We start from the raw sequence: 16,768 nt of genomic DNA, 5'->3' as shown, positions 1-16,768 counted from the left end.
GGTAAGAAGCTCTGTTCGGGGGGGGTGGGGTGAGTTTGTCACGCATTTTGGATGTCAAGTCGGGCGCCTGTCAGATGATGCTGGCACAATAGACTTAGATACGTGTTGGGTGCAGCTTAGGTATCGTCGTGCAGGGTTGCATTCTGTATGATCTGCAAGACTTTGCGGCTCTTTCGACGAGAGCTGATAGGCACGAATACACAACAGAGCCTGCTTGGGCGCTCAAATGGAGTTTAGAGGATTCGCATGAAAGCTATCGTTACTGGCATTACTGGTCAAGACGGCGCCTATCTGGCGGAACTGCTGCTGGAGAAGGGTTATACGGTGTACGGCACCTACCGTCGGACCAGTTCTGTCAATTTCTGGCGCCTTGAGGAGCTCGGCGTTAGCCAGCACCCAAATCTGCATCTGGTCGAGTACGATCTGACTGACCTCTCGGCCAGCATTCGCCTGCTGCAAACCACGGAAGCAACTGAGGTTTACAACCTCGCGGCCCAGAGCTTTGTAGGCGTGTCTTTCGATCAACCTCTGACCACGGCTGAAATTACTGGTCTGGGTTGTGTGAATCTTCTGGAAGCCATCCGTATCGTCAACCCGAAGGTTCGCTTTTACCAAGCGTCGACTTCGGAGATGTTCGGTAAGGTTCAGGCCATCCCTCAGATCGAAAGCACACCGTTCTATCCGCGCAGCCCTTATGGCGTCGCCAAGTTGTATGCCCACTGGATGACCATCAACTACCGCGAGTCCTACGGTATCTTCGCCACCAGCGGAATCCTGTTCAACCACGAATCACCACTGCGCGGTCGTGAATTCGTGACTCGCAAAATTACTGATTCGGTCGCCAAAATCAAACTGGGTCTGCTCGACAAGATGGAGTTGGGCAATCTTGACGCCAAGCGCGACTGGGGTTTTGCCAAAGAGTACGTCGAAGGCATGTGGCGCATGCTGCAAGCTAACGAGCCAGATACTTTCGTATTGGCGACAAACCGTACTGAAACCGTGCGCGATTTTGTGACCATGGCGTTTAAAGCTGTCGGGATTGATCTTGCCTGGAGCGGCGTAGCAGAAGACGAGAAGGGGACTGATACGGCCACTGGCAAAGTGCTTGTGACTATCAATCCGAAGTTCTACCGCCCGACCGAAGTCGAGTTGTTAATTGGTGATCCGGCAAAAGCAAAGGCTGTATTGGGCTGGGAACCGAAAACTACGCTGGAAGAGTTGTGCCGCATGATGGTTGAAGCCGACCTTCGTCGAAATGAGCAAGGATTTTCGTTCTGATGAGTATTGCCGGTAAACGAGCGCTGATTACAGGAATTCAAGGTTTCACCGGGCGATACATGGCTGCCGAGCTTCAAGCTAGCGGCTATGAGGTGATGGGGCTCGGCTCTCAACCTTCAGCCGAACCTGGGTATTTCCAGGTCGATCTGGCCGACGGACCTGCTCTGCGCAAGTTGCTGGCAAATATTCAACCTGACGTGGTAATACATCTGGCGGCGCTGGCCTTCGTTGGGCATGGCGCCGCAGATGCCTTTTATCGGGTCAATCTTATTGGCACCCGTCATTTACTCGAGGCGATTGCCGCCTGTGGCAAAGTGCCGGACTGTGTATTGCTTGCCAGCAGTGCCAATGTTTATGGCAATGCTTCTGCCGGTTTGTTGAGTGAAGCCACACCGCCGGCACCTGCCAATGATTATGCGGTCAGCAAGTTGGCCATGGAGTACATGGCCAATCTTTGGCGTGAACGATTGCCGATCTTGATCACTCGACCATTCAATTACACCGGTGTTGGTCAGGCTGACAGCTTTCTGTTACCCAAGATTGTTACGCATTTTCGCCAGCGTGCTGCGAAGATTCAGCTCGGCAATCTGGATGTCTCGCGCGATTTCAGCGATGTCAGGGCTGTGGTCACGGCTTACAGGGGCTTGATCGAAGCCAGGCCTTCGGGGCAGACGGTTAATGTGAGTTCCGGTAAAAGTCATTCGCTTCGCGAGGTGATCGCAATGTGCTCCGCTCTTACCGGTCACCCGCTTGAAGTCGAAGTGAATCCTGCATTTGTCCGAGCCAACGAAGTGAAGATCCTGTGCGGTGACAACACCCGACTTTGCGAACTGGTCAAAGGCTGGCAAACACCAAATTTGGAAGAAACTCTGAGCTGGATGCTTTCGGCGGAATAAATGAAATTAGTTCTATCTGTTGAGCCGATCCGCTTTCCGCTGACTGGCATCGGTCGCTATACCTATGAACTTGCGCTGAGACTTCAGCAAAGTTCCGATATTACAGACCTGCAATTCTTTGCCGGTCGACGCTTTTTGCCTGAATTGCCAACGGCTGCCAACGAATCTGGCAGTGGTTATGGTTTAAAGCGCGCAGTACAGAAAAACTTTCTAGCTGTGGAAGCCTATCGTCTGCTGATGCCAATGCTGCGTAAGGCTGCACTGAAAGGACACGGCGATTTTCTGTATCACAGCCCCAATTACTATTTGCCGCCTTTTGCGGGCCGAAGCGTAGCGACGTTTCATGATCTTTCGCCCTTCACCTGGGCTCATTGCCATGCGCCGCAACTGGTTCGATATCTGCAGAAAGAATTGAAAGCTACGTTGGTCCGGGCTGATGCGCTGATTACTGATTCGGAGTTTACTCGCCAGGAATTGGCGAGCTATTTTTCCTGGCCTCTTGAGCGGATCCATACTGTACCGCTGGCCAGCTCTCCGGAGTTTTACCCAAGGCCACGCGAGGAACTGAGGGCGACATTGGAGCGCCATGGTCTGAAGGTAAATGGTTACTCCCTCTTCGTCGGTACCATTGAGCCACGCAAGAATATCGAAACATTGCTTGCGGCCTATAGCCAACTCCCCATGGCAGTTCGCACGCGCTGGCCGTTGATTCTCACCGGTTATCACGGCTGGCGTAACGATGTGATCCACCAGAAGCTTGAAAGCGCCAGGCGCGAGGGCTGGGCTCACTATTTAGGATTTGTTCCGAGCGAAGACTTACCACTGCTTTTTGCAGGAGCACGCTTGTTTGCTTTTCCGTCGCTGTACGAAGGATTCGGCTTACCGGTGCTCGAAGCCATGAGTTCCGGTGTGCCGGTGGTGTGCTCCAACAGTTCGTCGCTGCCTGAGGTGGCTGGCGAAGCCGCTCTGATGTGCGCGCCGATGGATGTTGATGAGCTGACCCGCCTGCTTGAGCGCGGCCTCACCGACGAAGTATGGCGCGAGACCGCTGTAGTCAAGGGAATGAATCATGCACGAGGCTTTTCTTGGGAGCGATGCGCCCAGGAAACCCTGCAGGTCTATCAAAGGGTGCTCGACGGAAAATGATCAAGGTTCTGCATTTTTTCAAAACCTACTATCCGGAAACGATGGGTGGTATCGAGCAAGTCATTTTTCAGATTGCCCAGGGTGTTGCACAGCACGGCTGTTCCTCTGAGGTGCTTTACCTCAGTGAGCGCGGCGCGGCTCGCAATGAGCGGGTCGGCAATCATGTGACTCACCGTTCGAAGCTGGATCTGCATGTTGCTTCGACAGGATTCTCGCTGTCGGCATTCAGGGATTTTTCGCAATTGGCGAAAGAGGCCGATGTGGTTCATTACCACTTTCCTTGGCCGTACATGGATCTGGTCCATTTTACGACCCGCCACGGCAAGCCATCGGTCGTCAGTTATCACTCCGATATCGTCAAGCAGAAGACCCTCCTCAAACTCTATCAGCCATTGATGAACCGCTTTCTATCCAGCGTGGATTGTATTGTGGCGTCCTCCCCCAATTACGCACAAAGCAGCCCGGTACTCACCCGATTCAAGGACAAAGTCGAGATCATTCCCTACGGGCTGGACAGAGCCACTTATCCCGTCGTATCCGAGGAGAAGCTCGCTTATTGGCGCAGTAAAGTCGGTAACCAGTTTTTTCTGTTTGTAGGCGCGTTGCGTTACTACAAGGGACTCGACTACTTGCTCGATGCGGCAAAAATTACCGGGTTGCCGGTGGTCATTCTTGGGCGAGGGCATCAGGAGGCCGAGCTCAAGGAGAAGGCTTCACGTCTTGGCCTTTCCAACGTGCAATTTCTCGGTGGTCTTGGTGATGACGACAAGGCTGCACTGTTGACGCTGTGTTATGCGTTTGTGTTTCCCTCGCATCTGCGTTCCGAGTCGTTTGGTATCTCCTTGCTTGAAGCTGCCATGTATGGAAAGCCTCTGATCTCTTGTGAAATCGGGTCGGGCACTACCTACATCAACATCGCCAATGATACCGGGCTGGTTATTCCTCCTCAGGATGCGGGGGCGCTTGCCAATGCAATGAGGGCGCTAGCGGAGGACTCTGCGCTTGCCCGGCGGATGGGCGAGCGAGCTCTGTTGCGGTATCAGGATGTATTTTCTGCAGACTCAATGGCTGCTGCATACGCAGCTATTTACCGTAAATTGGTGTCGTAGTAATTAAGCCAGAGTGGCTTTCCTGAAAAACCAATTCGATGTCTCGTACAGCGCCGTTGCATGATCTAAATGCAATTGCGCTGTACTGCCAGTATGCTTCGCAGACTCAGTCTAAAACCTTACTAATACTCAAACCCAGCTTTATGTGCGGATGGGGCGGTGTGTTTGAGTATTATTTGGCTATTCGGGGTGCTTAATGCCGGTGTCAGGGCATTTCGAGAACGGGCTTGGATATAGAGTCTGTTACGGTTATATAGCAGGCCGACACGGCTGCTGCATACAATACGCCTGTAAGTATTAGCACTGTCGCGGGGGTTGACTTAATGCATTCTTTTGAAAGTCCAAAAGCAATTGCGCAATAAGCCAAGACGTGTACGGGGAGAAAAAATCTTGTTTCAATTGCGCTCGGTATAATTGCAAAGACTGGAAGTAATATTGCGGTTAGCCAGATCAGTCGCGAGCCAGTCTGGCTGATGTATGCCGTGTGATTGCGGGGTTGGGATTTTTTTGTTGTCAGAAATGCCAGGCAGACTAACCCAAGCAGAACAATAGAAATGCTTGCGATGGAGCGAAGGTTGTTTTCCTTGGATAGCCCTTTTGTATAGACATCCGGATCTCGAACGTCGATACCGTTTATAAAGTGCTTGGTGTATATCTTCAGGAAGGAAACAGGTTCTGAAAATAACAGATTTACATACCAGCCAAGTGTGGGTGTAGTTTCTTTGTATTTGTAGGTCTCTGCCAATTGCAGGCCGATTGGGTCGGCGTAATATATCGCAAAAGTTGCTCCCGCCTCCGGGTTGTGAACGCCTTCAACTTTCTGGATTGTAATTCCCCATTTTAGTTGGCTAGCAAAGAGGGACGACCCCTTGACGTTGGCGATTACAAGTGGGGTGAGTGAGTTAAGGTGTTGCAGGTTGATTAAAGATTGAGGTGTGGCAGCCAGTGTGGAGCCAAAAATGAAAGATGCCGTTATGATCGCTTTCCATCTGTTTGACTTGCCTGTGAAAGCCAGTGTAGGAATGATTGGCACCAGTGCAATAAAAGTGAACAGGTATATTGTTCGAGTGTTGTACGCGCCGTATGCCAATACGCCTGCTAATAAAACATAAGTTAATGAACGTATCGGTGTGTCTTGTTTTTTTGCCAGTATGATCAAGGCAGTTGATATGATGATCAGGCAGAGCGCTGGCAGGTCGCTGAGCGTGTAAGCAATAAGTGCAGGGAAGAAAAACGCCACCAAAAAAGGCACTACAAGGCGTCTTGTCAAGGTGACATTGCCGCCCACTATATTGCTAAATACATAAGGTAGTGCGATGGTTAACGAAAATGAAAAAAACAAAGCTTGGCTTATATGTGTTGCTATATAACCGCTATTTGGAAGCACATTAAAAATGGCGCGTGATGGCGCAAGCATCAGGGGGTAAAAATAGCCCCGAATGGATTCGGGAAAAGATAAGTCGAGAATGTCTCCGCTGAGAAGCCAGTAGTTGTAGGCATCTCCCAGGAAAAGCGGCGGGTTGATTTGGAATTGTGCGAAAAGCATAAAAAATGTTGCTATGAAAAAGGCCAATAAATTTTCATGGTTTTTTATAAGCTGACTTTTTTTGCTTTCAAGTGTCTGACTTAAACTGAATGCACTTGCGTTCATGTGTTGGCCTGCGTTGGTTGTTCTGTTTGCGCTGGGGTTTCTATATTTAAAGGGATGTATTTAGTGGGGCTTCTTTTTCGTTTAGTAAGCCCCCTCAGAAATTTTTGCGAAGGCTTTTCTATTGTGAGATGTAGCCCAATCGAAAGTGAAACAATGATCAACAGGAACAACGCCTGATGTATCAAGGTGAATGGGAGTGAACTTGTTGCTTGTTTAAGATAGACGCCGCCTATCATTACATGAATCAGATAGAACGCGAACGAAGCTTCGCCGAGAAGAACAATTTTTGGGGTGGATAGAAATTTGCTTATCTTTGATTCTTTAGATATGGCGATGCTCAATATAAGAGTGACATAGGGTAATGCATAGGCAGCATCCCACTTAAATGCATTGGAGTATATTGTAGTGGAGGTCATCACCATGAGTATAAGTGCAATGGAAATGTAAGTAATGCATGACCATTTCTTTATGGTTTTCAGGGATTCAACAAAAAACCTTCTATAATAAATTGCGGCAAAGATCCCTAGTAGAAAATCAAGCGATCGGTTTAGCGGGTCTCTGTATAACCAGCGGTGAGGCGAGCTTGGATCTATGGAGCCAAGAAGCCTTTTGTCGGAGATAGAGAAATACAAGGCTAATGCAATTTGAATTGCAATTACGATGGTGAAGAATATAAAGAGCTTGTTCTTTGATGAGAGAGCGCCAGTGTATTTCAATATTGGTATGGCGAAAGGGAAGATTATATATAGGAAAGCCTCTACGCTGATGCTCCAGGCGGGAGAGTTTAACCCCATGGCTAAACCAATGTTGTCATCCCAGGCTTGAGTGGCAGAAAGATATGGCCATATCGCAATGGCGCCGCCTGAATTCATCCAGGCAAATAAAATGCAGAAGGCATAAAGTGGGTAGATTCGAGAAAATCTAGCGAATAAATAGTTTGGGGTGGATTCGGCTGGGCTGCTTTCGAATCGCTCTAGGTAGTTATATGTAATTATAAAGCCAGACAGTATGAAAAAAAATGTGACGCCGCTAAACCCAGAGTTTTGTAAGAGCATGAGCGTTTGATTTAATCCGGGGATCGGATAGTGCGAAAAGAAAACCATTAGAGCTGCAAAAAATCGCAAGCCAGTCAGGGCAGGTATCTGCCCGAAGGTTCTATTGGTAACCGACATTTTACCCACCTGATAATATTTGGATGCGATTCTATCAGTAAGCTTGGAAAGTTCCATTTTTTTTAGGCGTTTGAGCACTGGCCGGGTTGATCCGGCGCCCTGTCAATATTTGATGGTGGGTGTAGCAGATGCGAATACGGACAATCATTGATTGTCGGAAAAAGGCAGCGGGCTTTGATGTTGAATCTTTGGGGCGTGGCGAAGACTGGCGAGTGATTGTTCTGGGTGCTGTTTCGCAGTACCCAGACAATCTGATCGACATCGGGCAATACCCTGATTTTATCTCTGCTTGGCTATTTTTACCCAGTCCAGTCTGGCAGAAAGCCCGTAATAGTTGTCTGCGACACCTGATACAAACTCAATGACATTTGCTCCGGATTTGAGTATCTCCGGATTCACGCTACCGCTGAAGCCGCCATCCGGGCTCCACTGCACCGGAATCAAGGAGCCATTCACCATGACCTGCATTTCACCGCGAATCTTCTCATTGGCGAATACATTGAACAGACCGCTAATGACATAAGCTCCGGGTGTAGGAGTCAGGTCAAAGTTAAGGGATGCGCGTGGGGCATTTTTCCAGGCCGAAGACGTATGGGACAAACGACTGCTTTCCCATTCGGTGTTACGCCAGCCGGAGCCTGCTATCGGTGCGTCCAGGCTCCACCAGTTGCCAAATCCCCAGAAGTATTCATCACTGTGTTCCTGGTGGCGGAACTTGAAGAAGTCAAGCCATGGCGCTGTTTCGGTGATGCCCTGGATTCGCGCGCTCATTGGGAGAGTGTTTGAGGCGAGATCTCGGCGGTAGGTTTCGAGTTCAGGGCTGGTCGTCGGTGTCTCTCCTTTACCAACGGCGACAGTGATTACGTCGGCTTTCAACAGTTTTTTACTTGGCTGCTGGGTTGTCAGTTCAACCCCTGGGCCGCTGACTGGGGTGGGGTAGTTGAATGTCCAGCCTTCAGCAGTTTCTTCACAGGTACCTTTGCGCATCAGCGAGTCGGCCTGTTGCCACTCATGGCTGGGCATATAGCAAACTTCGAGGGTGTCGGCGGGTTTGCCATACAGGTAGAACAGAGTCGCCGCCAGATTGGGGTTCAGGAACATCCAGTCATGGTTCAGTTCGTTTGAGTAATCGAGAATGACCAAGGTTTTATTGAGTGCATTACCGTCAAAGTTATGCACGATGTCTTTTAGTACCAGTTGCTGTCTTTTCGAAATCTCAACGTAGTGCTGGAACTGATAGAGTTGGGCGGCCAAGCCTGTGAAGATCAGTAAAGCGGCTAGCGCTGTACAGGCCATTTTCGAGTAGCGGTCTAGGATCAAAAACAGCGCCACAAAGAACAGAGTGGCTCCTGGTGCTGCATGCAGGAACGTCCGCTGACTGACCGTCATGTACGCGAGGTTGAAAATGAACGGCAGGTAACCGAGGCAAATCAGGACTAAGCCCACGATGGCCAAGCGTATCGGCATGGCCCATTCTCGATTTTCTGCACGCTGAAGAATGGCGGTTTTTGACTTCCAGGCAACAAAAAAGATCGGTGCAAGCAGCACGGTTGTAGCAATGGCGAGATACCAGTAACTGCTTATTTCGGAACGGGTAATTCCAAACGCATCAATCCACCCTCCCAAAATGCTTCGTGCCACTCCCAAGCTGAAAATCTTGGGGTAAAACATTTTGAGGGAGCCAAGAGCACTGTCGCCGACAACTGCACTTTGATAGGTTTGAACAAGTGGTGCGGTATGGAGCACATAGGCAACGTAAGTAATGACGCCCGCCGCCCAGATCAGATGCCGTCCATAAAACTGTTTGATGTGCGGGATAATGTTCTTGATGCCGATCTGAATGAAGATGACTAATGCTGGAATGGCCGCGAGCATGAGTGACACTTCATACATCGCACATCCGGCCGCCAGTAACAAACTGCTTAATGCGCTAAAGGTGAATGAGCGGGTTTTGTTTTTTTGGTCAAGGGCATACAGAAATATCACACTTGCCAATAAGATGAGGCTCAATGACCAGTTGATGTGAATCGATCTGAATGAAAGCTGCATGGTGTCGGCGGGAAAAATGATCACCAGAATGCTGGCCAGCATTCCCCATTTCAATGCGCCTGTGATGCGAGTGGTTATGACACTCAGTGCCCAGCCTTTGATAACAAGCGCAATAATCAGCAGTACGTGCCAATAATTAAATGTGTTCGAGTCAAGAAAGTAAGCAAGGGCATGAGGGAAAATGGTCAAGGGTCGCAGTGCGTGGGCCGGCATTGCACTGGATACATCCGTCAGAAAAAACACACCAATTCGACTGAATAAGCCGATTACACCCCACTCTTCAAGTAATCCGGTTAATGCGAAGCCAAAGGGCAGCCACATGAACATGACTGTCAGTAGCGCGGGCCCGAGGTGAGCAAGCCAGTTTAATGCTTTTCCATTACGTAGCGGCGACGTCGCGGTAAACGTCTGGTTGGTGGTAGCTGTCATGGGGCGCCTGTTAATCCTTCGAGGGCTTTGTTTTGTGAGTGGCCTTCAGAACGATTTTGTTTAAAAGGTAGCTGGAAGGTAGAAGCAGCAGAATGACGACCAGTGGTGCAATGGCTTTGTGCAAGTGCAGGTGTTCAACCAGGAGCTTGAGTAACAGCGCTCCGAACAAGTACTGCACAAGATACACAGTGGGATAAATGACCATGCCCACCCACGAGTGATCTACTTTGAATACAATTTTCGAGTTAAAGAAATAAGCGAAGACTATTCCCGCCACATAAGCGATGGCATAGGCGGCTTGATAGTCAATCAAATAACTCAAAAGCAGGTAGAGGCAATACGTGAGCCCCGTATTGAGTCCTCCGCCGATAAGGAAACTGATCCAGCGGCGAACCTGGGGGTTATTTTTCAGCGCTATCACAAGGGGGCTTTTTTGCAGGTGAGTTTGATGAATTCGGAATAATCCCTGATGTAGTCGTCAGCCTCGTAGTAATCGGAGGTGAATACCAGCAGCACAGCATCTTCAGAATATTTGTACTGAATACCCCAGGTCAGGGGCGGCAGATAGATCCCCTTGTTCGGTGCATCAAGAAGGACTTCGGCCCGGTTGGTGCCGTCGTCAGCGACCACGGCGCAACTGCCTTTGACACAAATCAAAAACTGGTGGCATTTGTGGTGAGCGTGTTCGCCGCGAGTCTTCTGGCTTGGGACGTTGAATACCAGGAAGTATCTTTTCGGTGCGAATGGGATTTCCTTGTGGAACTCTCCAACTGACAGGTCGCCGCGCATGTCCGCAATATATTTGAAGCGATGGGTGGTTACATCGCCCACGCCGATACGGACGAAAGCGTCGTTCTGCTCTTCAGTTTTTTGCGTCGGACTCTTGGCTGCATCACTGAACGCAGAGTTTTCCACGTAACCGGTAATTCTTGCGGGCGAACCAGTGACGATGGCGTAGGGGGGCACCGACTTGGTGACCACTGCGCCTGCTCCGACCATTGCGCCGGTGCCGATCGTGATACCCGGAAGAATGACCGCACCGCCGCCGATTGAAGCGCCATCCTGGATCACGGTCCGTGCAAACGACCCTGGATAGACTTTCGAGCGCGGGAACTTGTCGTTGGTGAACGTGGCGTTTGGGCCAATGAACACGTCGGAGCCGATCCGCAGGCCGTCCCATACGTAGACCCCAGACTTAATGGTCGTGCGATCGCCGATGATGACGTCGTTTTCGATCAAGGAGTGCGAGCACACGTTTACGTCGTCGCCAATGACAGCATCCGGGAAGACCACTACGTACTGCCAAATGCGAGTGTTTTTTCCAATCCTCTTGCTTTTGACGTCGGCGCTGGCGTGGATAAAGGGATCAGTCAATTGGATTCTCCTTGTTGTCGAGTTTCATGCACACAATAGCCAGCGGCCGTTGCTTACTGTTTTCGAACGCTCGCCAGGCATAGGTGCCTACCAGCCCGAGTCCGAGTAAATTCAATGTTCCGAGCAACAGGACGACGAGCATTGTTGCCGCGTAGCCCGGTACCTCAATGGCACCAGACAGGCGGGCAATGATGACCATCATGCCGATGAACAGCGAAATGATCGTACCGATTGCACCCATCCGCGTCAGCAATCTGATCGGGTAGTCGGTGAAGGCGAAGATGCTGTCCATCATGTACTCGAGCTTCTTTTTGAACGTCCACGCGGATTTGCCTTCCAGGCGGGTCTGACGTTCGTACTCGATGAATTTGCGACGGAAACCCAGCCAAAAGATCAGTGCAATCAGTGAGGAGCGGGATTCGTTCAGTTGCAGCAGTTGCTCGCGAAACGCTTTGTTGCAGCCGAAAATATCCACGCCACCCTTAGGCATGTCATGCACGACCAGGCGGCGATACAAACCCCAGAACATGGACGAGGCCATACGGCTCGACAGCGGATCCTGGCGAGCATTGCGAGTGCCGATAGCAACATCGCACTCGTCGTTGGAAAGGGACTTGAAGAAACTGATCAGCAATTCCGGAGGTTCCTGGAGATCAGCCGCCATTACGCCGAAGTAGTCACCCTTCGCCGCCATCAGGCCGGTACGAATGGCGGGGAACGAGCCGAAGTTTCGAGAGTGGGCCAATAGCTGCGCAGAGAAACTCATCGTGCCCAGCGCGGCTTTGAGCAACGCAAACGACTCATCAGGGCTGCCGTCTACCACGAAAACCACTTCGAGCTGGTTTTCGAGGGTCTCGTTCATGTCCGTCAAGGCCTGGATCAGCCGGGGTATCGAATCAACATTCTTGTAGACCGGGACAATAACGGAATATCTCATGCAGCCCATCCGTTCACAGCTGCAACGACAGTGCTGACTTCGTCGTCGGTCATTTCCGGGTAGCAGGGCAGTGTCAGAATCACCGAGGCCAGGTGCTCGGTATTTTCAAGCGAAAAGCCGGCGAACTGTTGCCCGAATACCGGTTGTTTGTAATCAGGGATCGGGTAGTGAACATCCGAGGCGATTTGGGCGTCGCGCAAATGCACCTGCAGTGCCGCTCTTTTCGATGACTGGATCACATACAGGTGCGCAACCGATGCAGTGCCCTGGTCCTGTGGATGTTGCACGTCGCTGTGGTTGATTTCGCTGCGATAGCGCGCGGCAATCTGGCGACGACGAGCGTTCCCTTCGTCAAGGTGTGGGAGGAACTCCAGCAGGATAGCGGCCTGCATCTCATCCAGGCGGCTGTTTCGAGCGCCGTCCAGTTCAACGCAGTACTTCGAAGACCAGCCATACTGGCGCAATTGGGCTACGCGCTGGGCAATTTCAGCCGAATTGGTCACCACCGCGCCGCCGTCGCCGAGGGCTCCGAGGTTTTTGGTGGGGTAAAAGCTGAAACTGGACGCGTCTCCAAAAGTCCCCACGCGTTTACCGTCGCGCTCTGCACCATGGGCCTGGGCGCAGTCTTCCAGCAGGGCAACGTTCTGCGCTGCGCAGAAGGTCGCTATTTCCTGGATCTCGGGGATGGCCAAACCATACAGGTGGGTGACGACTACTGCCTTGGCGCCCGAGGCAATAGCGTTTTTCACGCTGGCGAGTGTAACGACCTGAGTCTGCGCATCGACGTCCATGAACACAGGGGTCGCACCCACCGCCAAAATCGAGGTGGTGGTGTACATGCCGGCGTTCGCCACCGTTGCCACTTGATCGTCTTTTTGAACACCCAGGGCTTTCAACGCCAACTCGATTGCATCGGTGCCATTGGCAACGGTGACGCAATGTCTGGCATTCAGATATTCGGCGAAAGCAGCTTCGAAACGTTTCACCTCAGGCCCCAGGATCACCCAACCGCTGGCAACGACTCGTTGAATCGAAGCATTTATTTGCGTCTGGAATTTATTGATCTTCGCCGCGAGGTTATTGATTTGCTGCATGGGTGCTCTCCATTTCGAAGCAAAAAGCGTACAAATATTAATTTTTTGACGGCAATCGCCGAAGTTGTATGCGCTTGGGAGAGACATGGCCCGGACAGCCGAACGCTCTATTCCCTTTTTCCGCACGGATTCTATCTCTACCCCGGGCCAGCTCCAACCAGCAGAGCGTAAATAGGGCCTGTGGTGGCGATTTACTAGTCCTCTATCAGGGGCGGTGACGGTTATGGGCGAACCGGCGTTGCGTTCTTGAGCGCTGCGCGGTCTAAAGCTGCATTCAAACGTCTGCCTAGCCGGATCCCGTTTTTCTCGATCAGGACGTAACACGCCGTCGAGCAAGCGAGAGTGACGAGGAGATAGAGGGCGAAAGGTGCCAGGTTGAACTGGCTCGAAAGGGAAAACCTGGCGGTCACCCACTCCAGAAAAAATGGATGAATCAGGTAAAGCGAGTAGCTGATAGAGCCCAGGAATATAAGGACTTTATTTTTCAGTTTAAGTAACGTTGTTGTGGTGATGAAAAACAGTAGCGCGGTGAAGTAGCTGCCGATGTAGGTATAAGCATTTTCACCGAGGCCTTGATCGACGTTGTAGGCAAGCAAGGCAATTAACGGGAAGCAAAGAAGAAACAGGGCGATCCATTGCAGGCAGTAAGCTTTGGCTTTTGGTGTGCGATCAATTACATGGCTTCTCCAAAGCCCCCCAAACAGCATTAATGATAAGGAAGATAAAATGCCGACGGGGGCGGGCAGGGATAAATAGTGGCGCGCCGCAGCACCAGCGAGAGCGGCTAGTAAAAAGGTTATTGCCATCAGTAAGCGAATCTTCAGGTTGCCGAGTAATCCTGCCCAGCTCAATGCGATGCACAGCGCGTAAAACACAAGCTCGACGAATAATGTCCAGTAGACTCCGAAAAGATTGTGATAGCCGGTCAAGGCTTGAAGCATTGTGACATTTGCCAATATCCGTTTTTCGTTCAAGTCCGCGCCGAGGAAGTGAGTAATAGCGAAACAGGCGAGAAGGATTGATAACCAATAGGCCGGATACAGGCGGAACAACCGTGAGACCAGAAAGGTTCTGTTGCTGGTTGCACCTTTCGTGAAACTGAAAGGAATGACGAAGCCGCTGAGTATGAAGAACACCACGACACCGAACTGGCCGGGGCGCAAAAAATCGAAGATGGCCCATTGATGAAGCGGCGTGCGCTCGATGTAGTGTGAGATCACGACCGACAAAGCCGCCACCGCTCTGATGGCGTCCAGATAGATCAGTCGTTCGCGTTGAGGTTTCATGGTGTTGATTCACTTCACAGGCAAATGTGTGGCATTTGAGGTTGCCAGTTGCATGAATGACGGGTAAGTCGCCGATTTCCGGATAATTTTGTAGGCGACTTCCGAGTAAGTGGCAGGCAATTGGAGGGCCGTGAAAAGTCGCGCAAAGGGCGAGCGACGTGTGGCAGGTGAAGTGGCTAACCGTACGGTTATTCAATAAACTGCCAGCCCCATGCCTCCCCCGGTTTCATACTTCATGATCGGTGCGCCTGGGTTGTGGCGAATGCTGTACTTGCGCCACGACTACTGCATCTCCCGCATCGACATCCTCACGAACTACAAAAGGTCGCCAATGAGTTCCAAGACATTCCTGATTACTGGTGGCAGTGGCTTTGTGGGGCGGGCGGTGATCAACCGGTTGGCGTTGGTATCAGGATGTTCCGTGGTCGCACCCGTCAGGAATACATCCACAACCTTTGCGGCAGGAGTTCATGCAATCCCTTTCGCCTGCCTCGATTCGGCGACTGACTGGAGTGATGCGCTGAAGGGGGTGGATGTGGTTATCCATGCCGCCGCGCGGGTTCATGTCATGAACGAGGTTTCTGCTGATCCGTTGACTGCGTTCCGCCAGATCAATGTCGAAGGTTCCTTGAATCTTGCTCGTCAGGCGGTCGCCGCGGGTGTCCGGCGATTTGTCTTCATCAGTTCGATCAAGGTGAACGGCGAGGGCGGACGGCAGGATCAAGCCTATACCGCAGAGGATGTCCCAGCCCCGGTTGACCCCTACGCCATTTCCAAACTTGAGGCGGAGCGGGCGTTGCAGGCGCTGGCGGTTGCTTCTGGCATGGAAGTGGTCGTCATTCGCCCAGTGCTGGTCTACGGGCCGGGCGTCAAGGCCAACTTCCTCAGCATGATGCGTTGGCTCCATCGCGGCGTCCCGCTGCCGTTGGGTGCAGTTCACAACTGTCGCAGCCTCGTTGCGATCGATAATCTGGTGGACCTTATCGTTACTTGTACCGAGCATCCGGCCGCGGCCAACCAGGTGTTCCTGGCCAGTGATGGTGAGGATGTATCGACGACGCAATTGCTTCGCAAGCTGGCCCGCGCCCTTGGAAAACCTGCCGTTTTGCTGCCAATACCGGTCTGGCTCATGCGTGGCGCCGCCGCGTTGCTCGGACGGCAGGCGCTATCGCAGCGGATTTTCGGTTCCCTGCGGGTCGATATAAGCAAAAACCGGCAGCTATTGGGCTGGGTTCCCCCGGTCACTCTCGATAAGGCCTTGAGCCTGACGGCGCAGCATTTTCTGGATTATCGCCAATCATGAATTACGGATGGTTCATTGCCCTCATTGCCCTGGTTTCCTTCACCCTGACTTGGGCGTTGCGTCACTACGCGTTGTCTCGCAGCCTCATGGATATTCCCAACGCCCGCAGTTCTCATTCGGTGCCGACGCCCCGTGGCGGTGGAGTGGCCATCGTCCTGGCCTTTACGTTGGCGCTCTGGCTGTTGCTGTTCGCGGGGCTGATAGCATCTTCGGTTTTTTGTGCAATTGCAGGCGCCGGCGCGCTGATTGCAGTCATCGGGTTTATGGATGACCACGGTCACATTGCTGCCCGGTGGCGCCTGTTGGGGCATTTTGTAGCGTCGGCCTGGTTGCTGGTCTGGCTGGGTGGCCTGCCTTCAGTCCAGTTCGGGGACGTGGTGGTGGATCTGGGGTGGCTGGGGCATGTGCTGGCGGCGTTTTACCTGGTGTGGTTGCTCAACCTTTATAACTTCATGGACGGAATCGATGGCATTGCCAGTGTCGAGGCAATGTGTGTCTGTCTCGGTGCCTGCGTCCTCTATTGGTGTGGTGGTACACCGCAACTTATTTGGGCACCGCTATTGCTTGCGGTGGCCGTGGCCGGTTTTCTGTTTTGGAACTTTCCACCTGCCAGAATCTTCATGGGCGATGCGGGGAGCGGCTTTCTGGGTATTGTTCTGGGGGGCTTGTCACTACAAGCGGCCTCGGTTTCTGCCAACTTGCTGTGGGGCTGGTTAATCCTCCTCGGTGTTTTTATCGTCGATGCCACGTTCACGTTGTTTCGTCGTTTGTTCAGGGGCGACAAGATTTACGAGGCCCACAGAAGTCATGCCTATCAATTTGCCTCTCGTCGGTTTGGCAGCCATTTAGCGGTTACTTTGGCGGTTGGAGCGATCAATTTGCTCTGGTTGTTGCCTATTGCCGTGGGCGTCACGCGCTTTGGCCTGGACGGTAGCCTCGGTCTGATTCTGGCCTATGCTCCCCTGTTGGTGCTGGCAATCAAATTCCGTGCGGGAGAGTTGGAAGGGGCTTCTATAAAGAACTAAGTAACAGTTATGTCATTTA

The 16,768-nt window shown here is 51.8% G+C and carries 14 protein-coding genes; 6 read left to right on the top strand and 8 right to left on the bottom strand.

Annotation, left to right across the window (positions count from 1 at the left end):
- Positions 1 to 246 precede the first annotated feature (246 nt).
- Genes gmd through BK665_RS15095 form a run of 4 tightly spaced genes read left to right on the top strand, consistent with a single transcriptional unit; the run spans position 247 to position 4,429 of the window.
- Entirely contained in the window at positions 247 to 1,278 is a 1,032-nt protein-coding gene (gene gmd / locus BK665_RS15110; RefSeq protein ID WP_123406783.1) for a GDP-mannose 4,6-dehydratase, read from the top strand.
- Positions 1,278 to 2,174: a GDP-mannose 4,6-dehydratase gene (locus BK665_RS15105; protein ID WP_123406781.1), complete on the top strand. Its 897-nt coding sequence runs from the start codon at positions 1,278 to 1,280 to the stop codon at positions 2,172 to 2,174. The genes gmd and BK665_RS15105 overlap by 1 nt, the downstream gene beginning before the upstream one ends.
- The gene (locus BK665_RS15100; protein ID WP_123406779.1) at positions 2,175 to 3,320 is read left to right on the top strand and encodes a glycosyltransferase family 4 protein; all 1,146 of its coding nucleotides are present in this window, start codon (positions 2,175 to 2,177) and stop codon (positions 3,318 to 3,320) included.
- Entirely contained in the window at positions 3,317 to 4,429 is a 1,113-nt protein-coding gene (locus BK665_RS15095; protein ID WP_123406777.1) for a glycosyltransferase family 4 protein, read from the top strand. The genes BK665_RS15100 and BK665_RS15095 overlap by 4 nt, the downstream gene beginning before the upstream one ends.
- A gap of 205 nt (positions 4,430 to 4,634) precedes the next feature.
- Here the strand turns inward: BK665_RS15095 and BK665_RS15090 are convergent, their stop codons facing one another.
- The 8 genes from BK665_RS15090 to BK665_RS15055 form a co-directional block, all read right to left on the bottom strand.
- Positions 4,635 to 6,080 carry a hypothetical protein gene (locus BK665_RS15090; RefSeq protein ID WP_148053229.1) on the bottom strand — a complete coding sequence of 482 codons (1,446 nt, stop codon included), beginning with the start codon at positions 6,078 to 6,080 and terminating at the stop codon, positions 4,635 to 4,637.
- On the bottom strand, positions 6,077 to 7,252 hold the full coding sequence (locus BK665_RS15085) for an acyltransferase family protein (RefSeq protein ID WP_185076528.1): 1,176 nt from the start codon (positions 7,250 to 7,252) through the stop codon (positions 6,077 to 6,079). The genes BK665_RS15090 and BK665_RS15085 overlap by 4 nt, the downstream gene beginning before the upstream one ends.
- A 279-nt stretch (positions 7,253 to 7,531) precedes the next feature.
- Positions 7,532 to 9,730 (bottom strand): hypothetical protein, encoded by a 2,199-nt coding sequence (locus BK665_RS15080; protein WP_123406771.1) that lies wholly within the window; start codon positions 9,728 to 9,730, stop codon positions 7,532 to 7,534.
- Between the two features lie 10 nt (positions 9,731 to 9,740).
- Positions 9,741 to 10,151, bottom strand: a complete 411-nt coding sequence (locus tag BK665_RS15075) for a GtrA family protein (protein ID WP_259699606.1) — start codon at positions 10,149 to 10,151, stop codon at positions 9,741 to 9,743.
- Complete coding sequence (locus BK665_RS35175) at positions 10,148 to 11,104, bottom strand: WxcM-like domain-containing protein (protein ID WP_123406769.1); 957 nt, start codon at positions 11,102 to 11,104, stop codon at positions 10,148 to 10,150. The genes BK665_RS15075 and BK665_RS35175 overlap by 4 nt, the downstream gene beginning before the upstream one ends.
- A complete protein-coding gene (locus BK665_RS15065) occupies positions 11,097 to 12,041 on the bottom strand; it encodes a glycosyltransferase family 2 protein (protein WP_123406767.1) in 945 nt (314 codons plus the stop codon). The genes BK665_RS35175 and BK665_RS15065 overlap by 8 nt, the downstream gene beginning before the upstream one ends.
- Positions 12,038 to 13,222 (bottom strand): DegT/DnrJ/EryC1/StrS family aminotransferase, encoded by a 1,185-nt coding sequence (locus tag BK665_RS15060; protein WP_259699605.1) that lies wholly within the window; start codon positions 13,220 to 13,222, stop codon positions 12,038 to 12,040. Before BK665_RS15060 ends, BK665_RS15065 begins: the two co-directional genes overlap by 4 nt.
- A 134-nt stretch (positions 13,223 to 13,356) precedes the next feature.
- Positions 13,357 to 14,421 carry an acyltransferase family protein gene (locus BK665_RS15055; protein ID WP_123406763.1) on the bottom strand — a complete coding sequence of 355 codons (1,065 nt, stop codon included), beginning with the start codon at positions 14,419 to 14,421 and terminating at the stop codon, positions 13,357 to 13,359.
- A gap of 331 nt (positions 14,422 to 14,752) precedes the next feature.
- Between BK665_RS15055 and BK665_RS15050 the strand changes: the two genes are divergently transcribed.
- Entirely contained in the window at positions 14,753 to 15,724 is a 972-nt protein-coding gene (locus BK665_RS15050) for a UDP-glucose 4-epimerase family protein (protein ID WP_123407147.1), read from the top strand.
- Positions 15,721 to 16,749, top strand: coding sequence for an MraY family glycosyltransferase (locus BK665_RS15045; protein ID WP_123406761.1), 1,029 nt, complete (start codon positions 15,721 to 15,723; stop codon positions 16,747 to 16,749). The genes BK665_RS15050 and BK665_RS15045 overlap by 4 nt, the downstream gene beginning before the upstream one ends.
- Positions 16,750 to 16,768: the final 19 nt, after the last annotated feature.

This window comes from Pseudomonas frederiksbergensis, from assembly GCF_003732665.1.
Classification (GTDB): domain Bacteria; phylum Pseudomonadota; class Gammaproteobacteria; order Pseudomonadales; family Pseudomonadaceae; genus Aquipseudomonas; species Aquipseudomonas frederiksbergensis_G.
Note: the sequence above shows the minus strand (reverse complement) of the source record. Positions and strands in the feature narration are given on the sequence as shown.

Coding starts and splice junctions, on each gene's coding strand:
- BK665_RS15085 (WP_185076528.1), bottom strand. CDS start 7,252: ATGTCGGTTACCAATAGAACCTTCGGGCAGATACCTGCCCTGACTGGC.
- BK665_RS15055 (WP_123406763.1), bottom strand. CDS start 14,421: ATGAAACCTCAACGCGAACGACTGATCTATCTGGACGCCATCAGAGCG.
- BK665_RS15090 (WP_148053229.1), bottom strand. CDS start 6,080: ATGAACGCAAGTGCATTCAGTTTAAGTCAGACACTTGAAAGCAAAAAA.
- BK665_RS15095 (WP_123406777.1), top strand. CDS start 3,317: ATGATCAAGGTTCTGCATTTTTTCAAAACCTACTATCCGGAAACGATG.
- BK665_RS15050 (WP_123407147.1), top strand. CDS start 14,753: ATGAGTTCCAAGACATTCCTGATTACTGGTGGCAGTGGCTTTGTGGGG.
- BK665_RS15100 (WP_123406779.1), top strand. CDS start 2,175: ATGAAATTAGTTCTATCTGTTGAGCCGATCCGCTTTCCGCTGACTGGC.
- BK665_RS15060 (WP_259699605.1), bottom strand. CDS start 13,222: ATGTCTCTCCCAAGCGCATACAACTTCGGCGATTGCCGTCAAAAAATT.
- gmd (WP_123406783.1), top strand. CDS start 247: ATGAAAGCTATCGTTACTGGCATTACTGGTCAAGACGGCGCCTATCTG.
- BK665_RS15065 (WP_123406767.1), bottom strand. CDS start 12,041: ATGAGATATTCCGTTATTGTCCCGGTCTACAAGAATGTTGATTCGATA.
- BK665_RS15080 (WP_123406771.1), bottom strand. CDS start 9,730: ATGACAGCTACCACCAACCAGACGTTTACCGCGACGTCGCCGCTACGT.
- BK665_RS15045 (WP_123406761.1), top strand. CDS start 15,721: ATGAATTACGGATGGTTCATTGCCCTCATTGCCCTGGTTTCCTTCACC.
- BK665_RS15105 (WP_123406781.1), top strand. CDS start 1,278: ATGAGTATTGCCGGTAAACGAGCGCTGATTACAGGAATTCAAGGTTTC.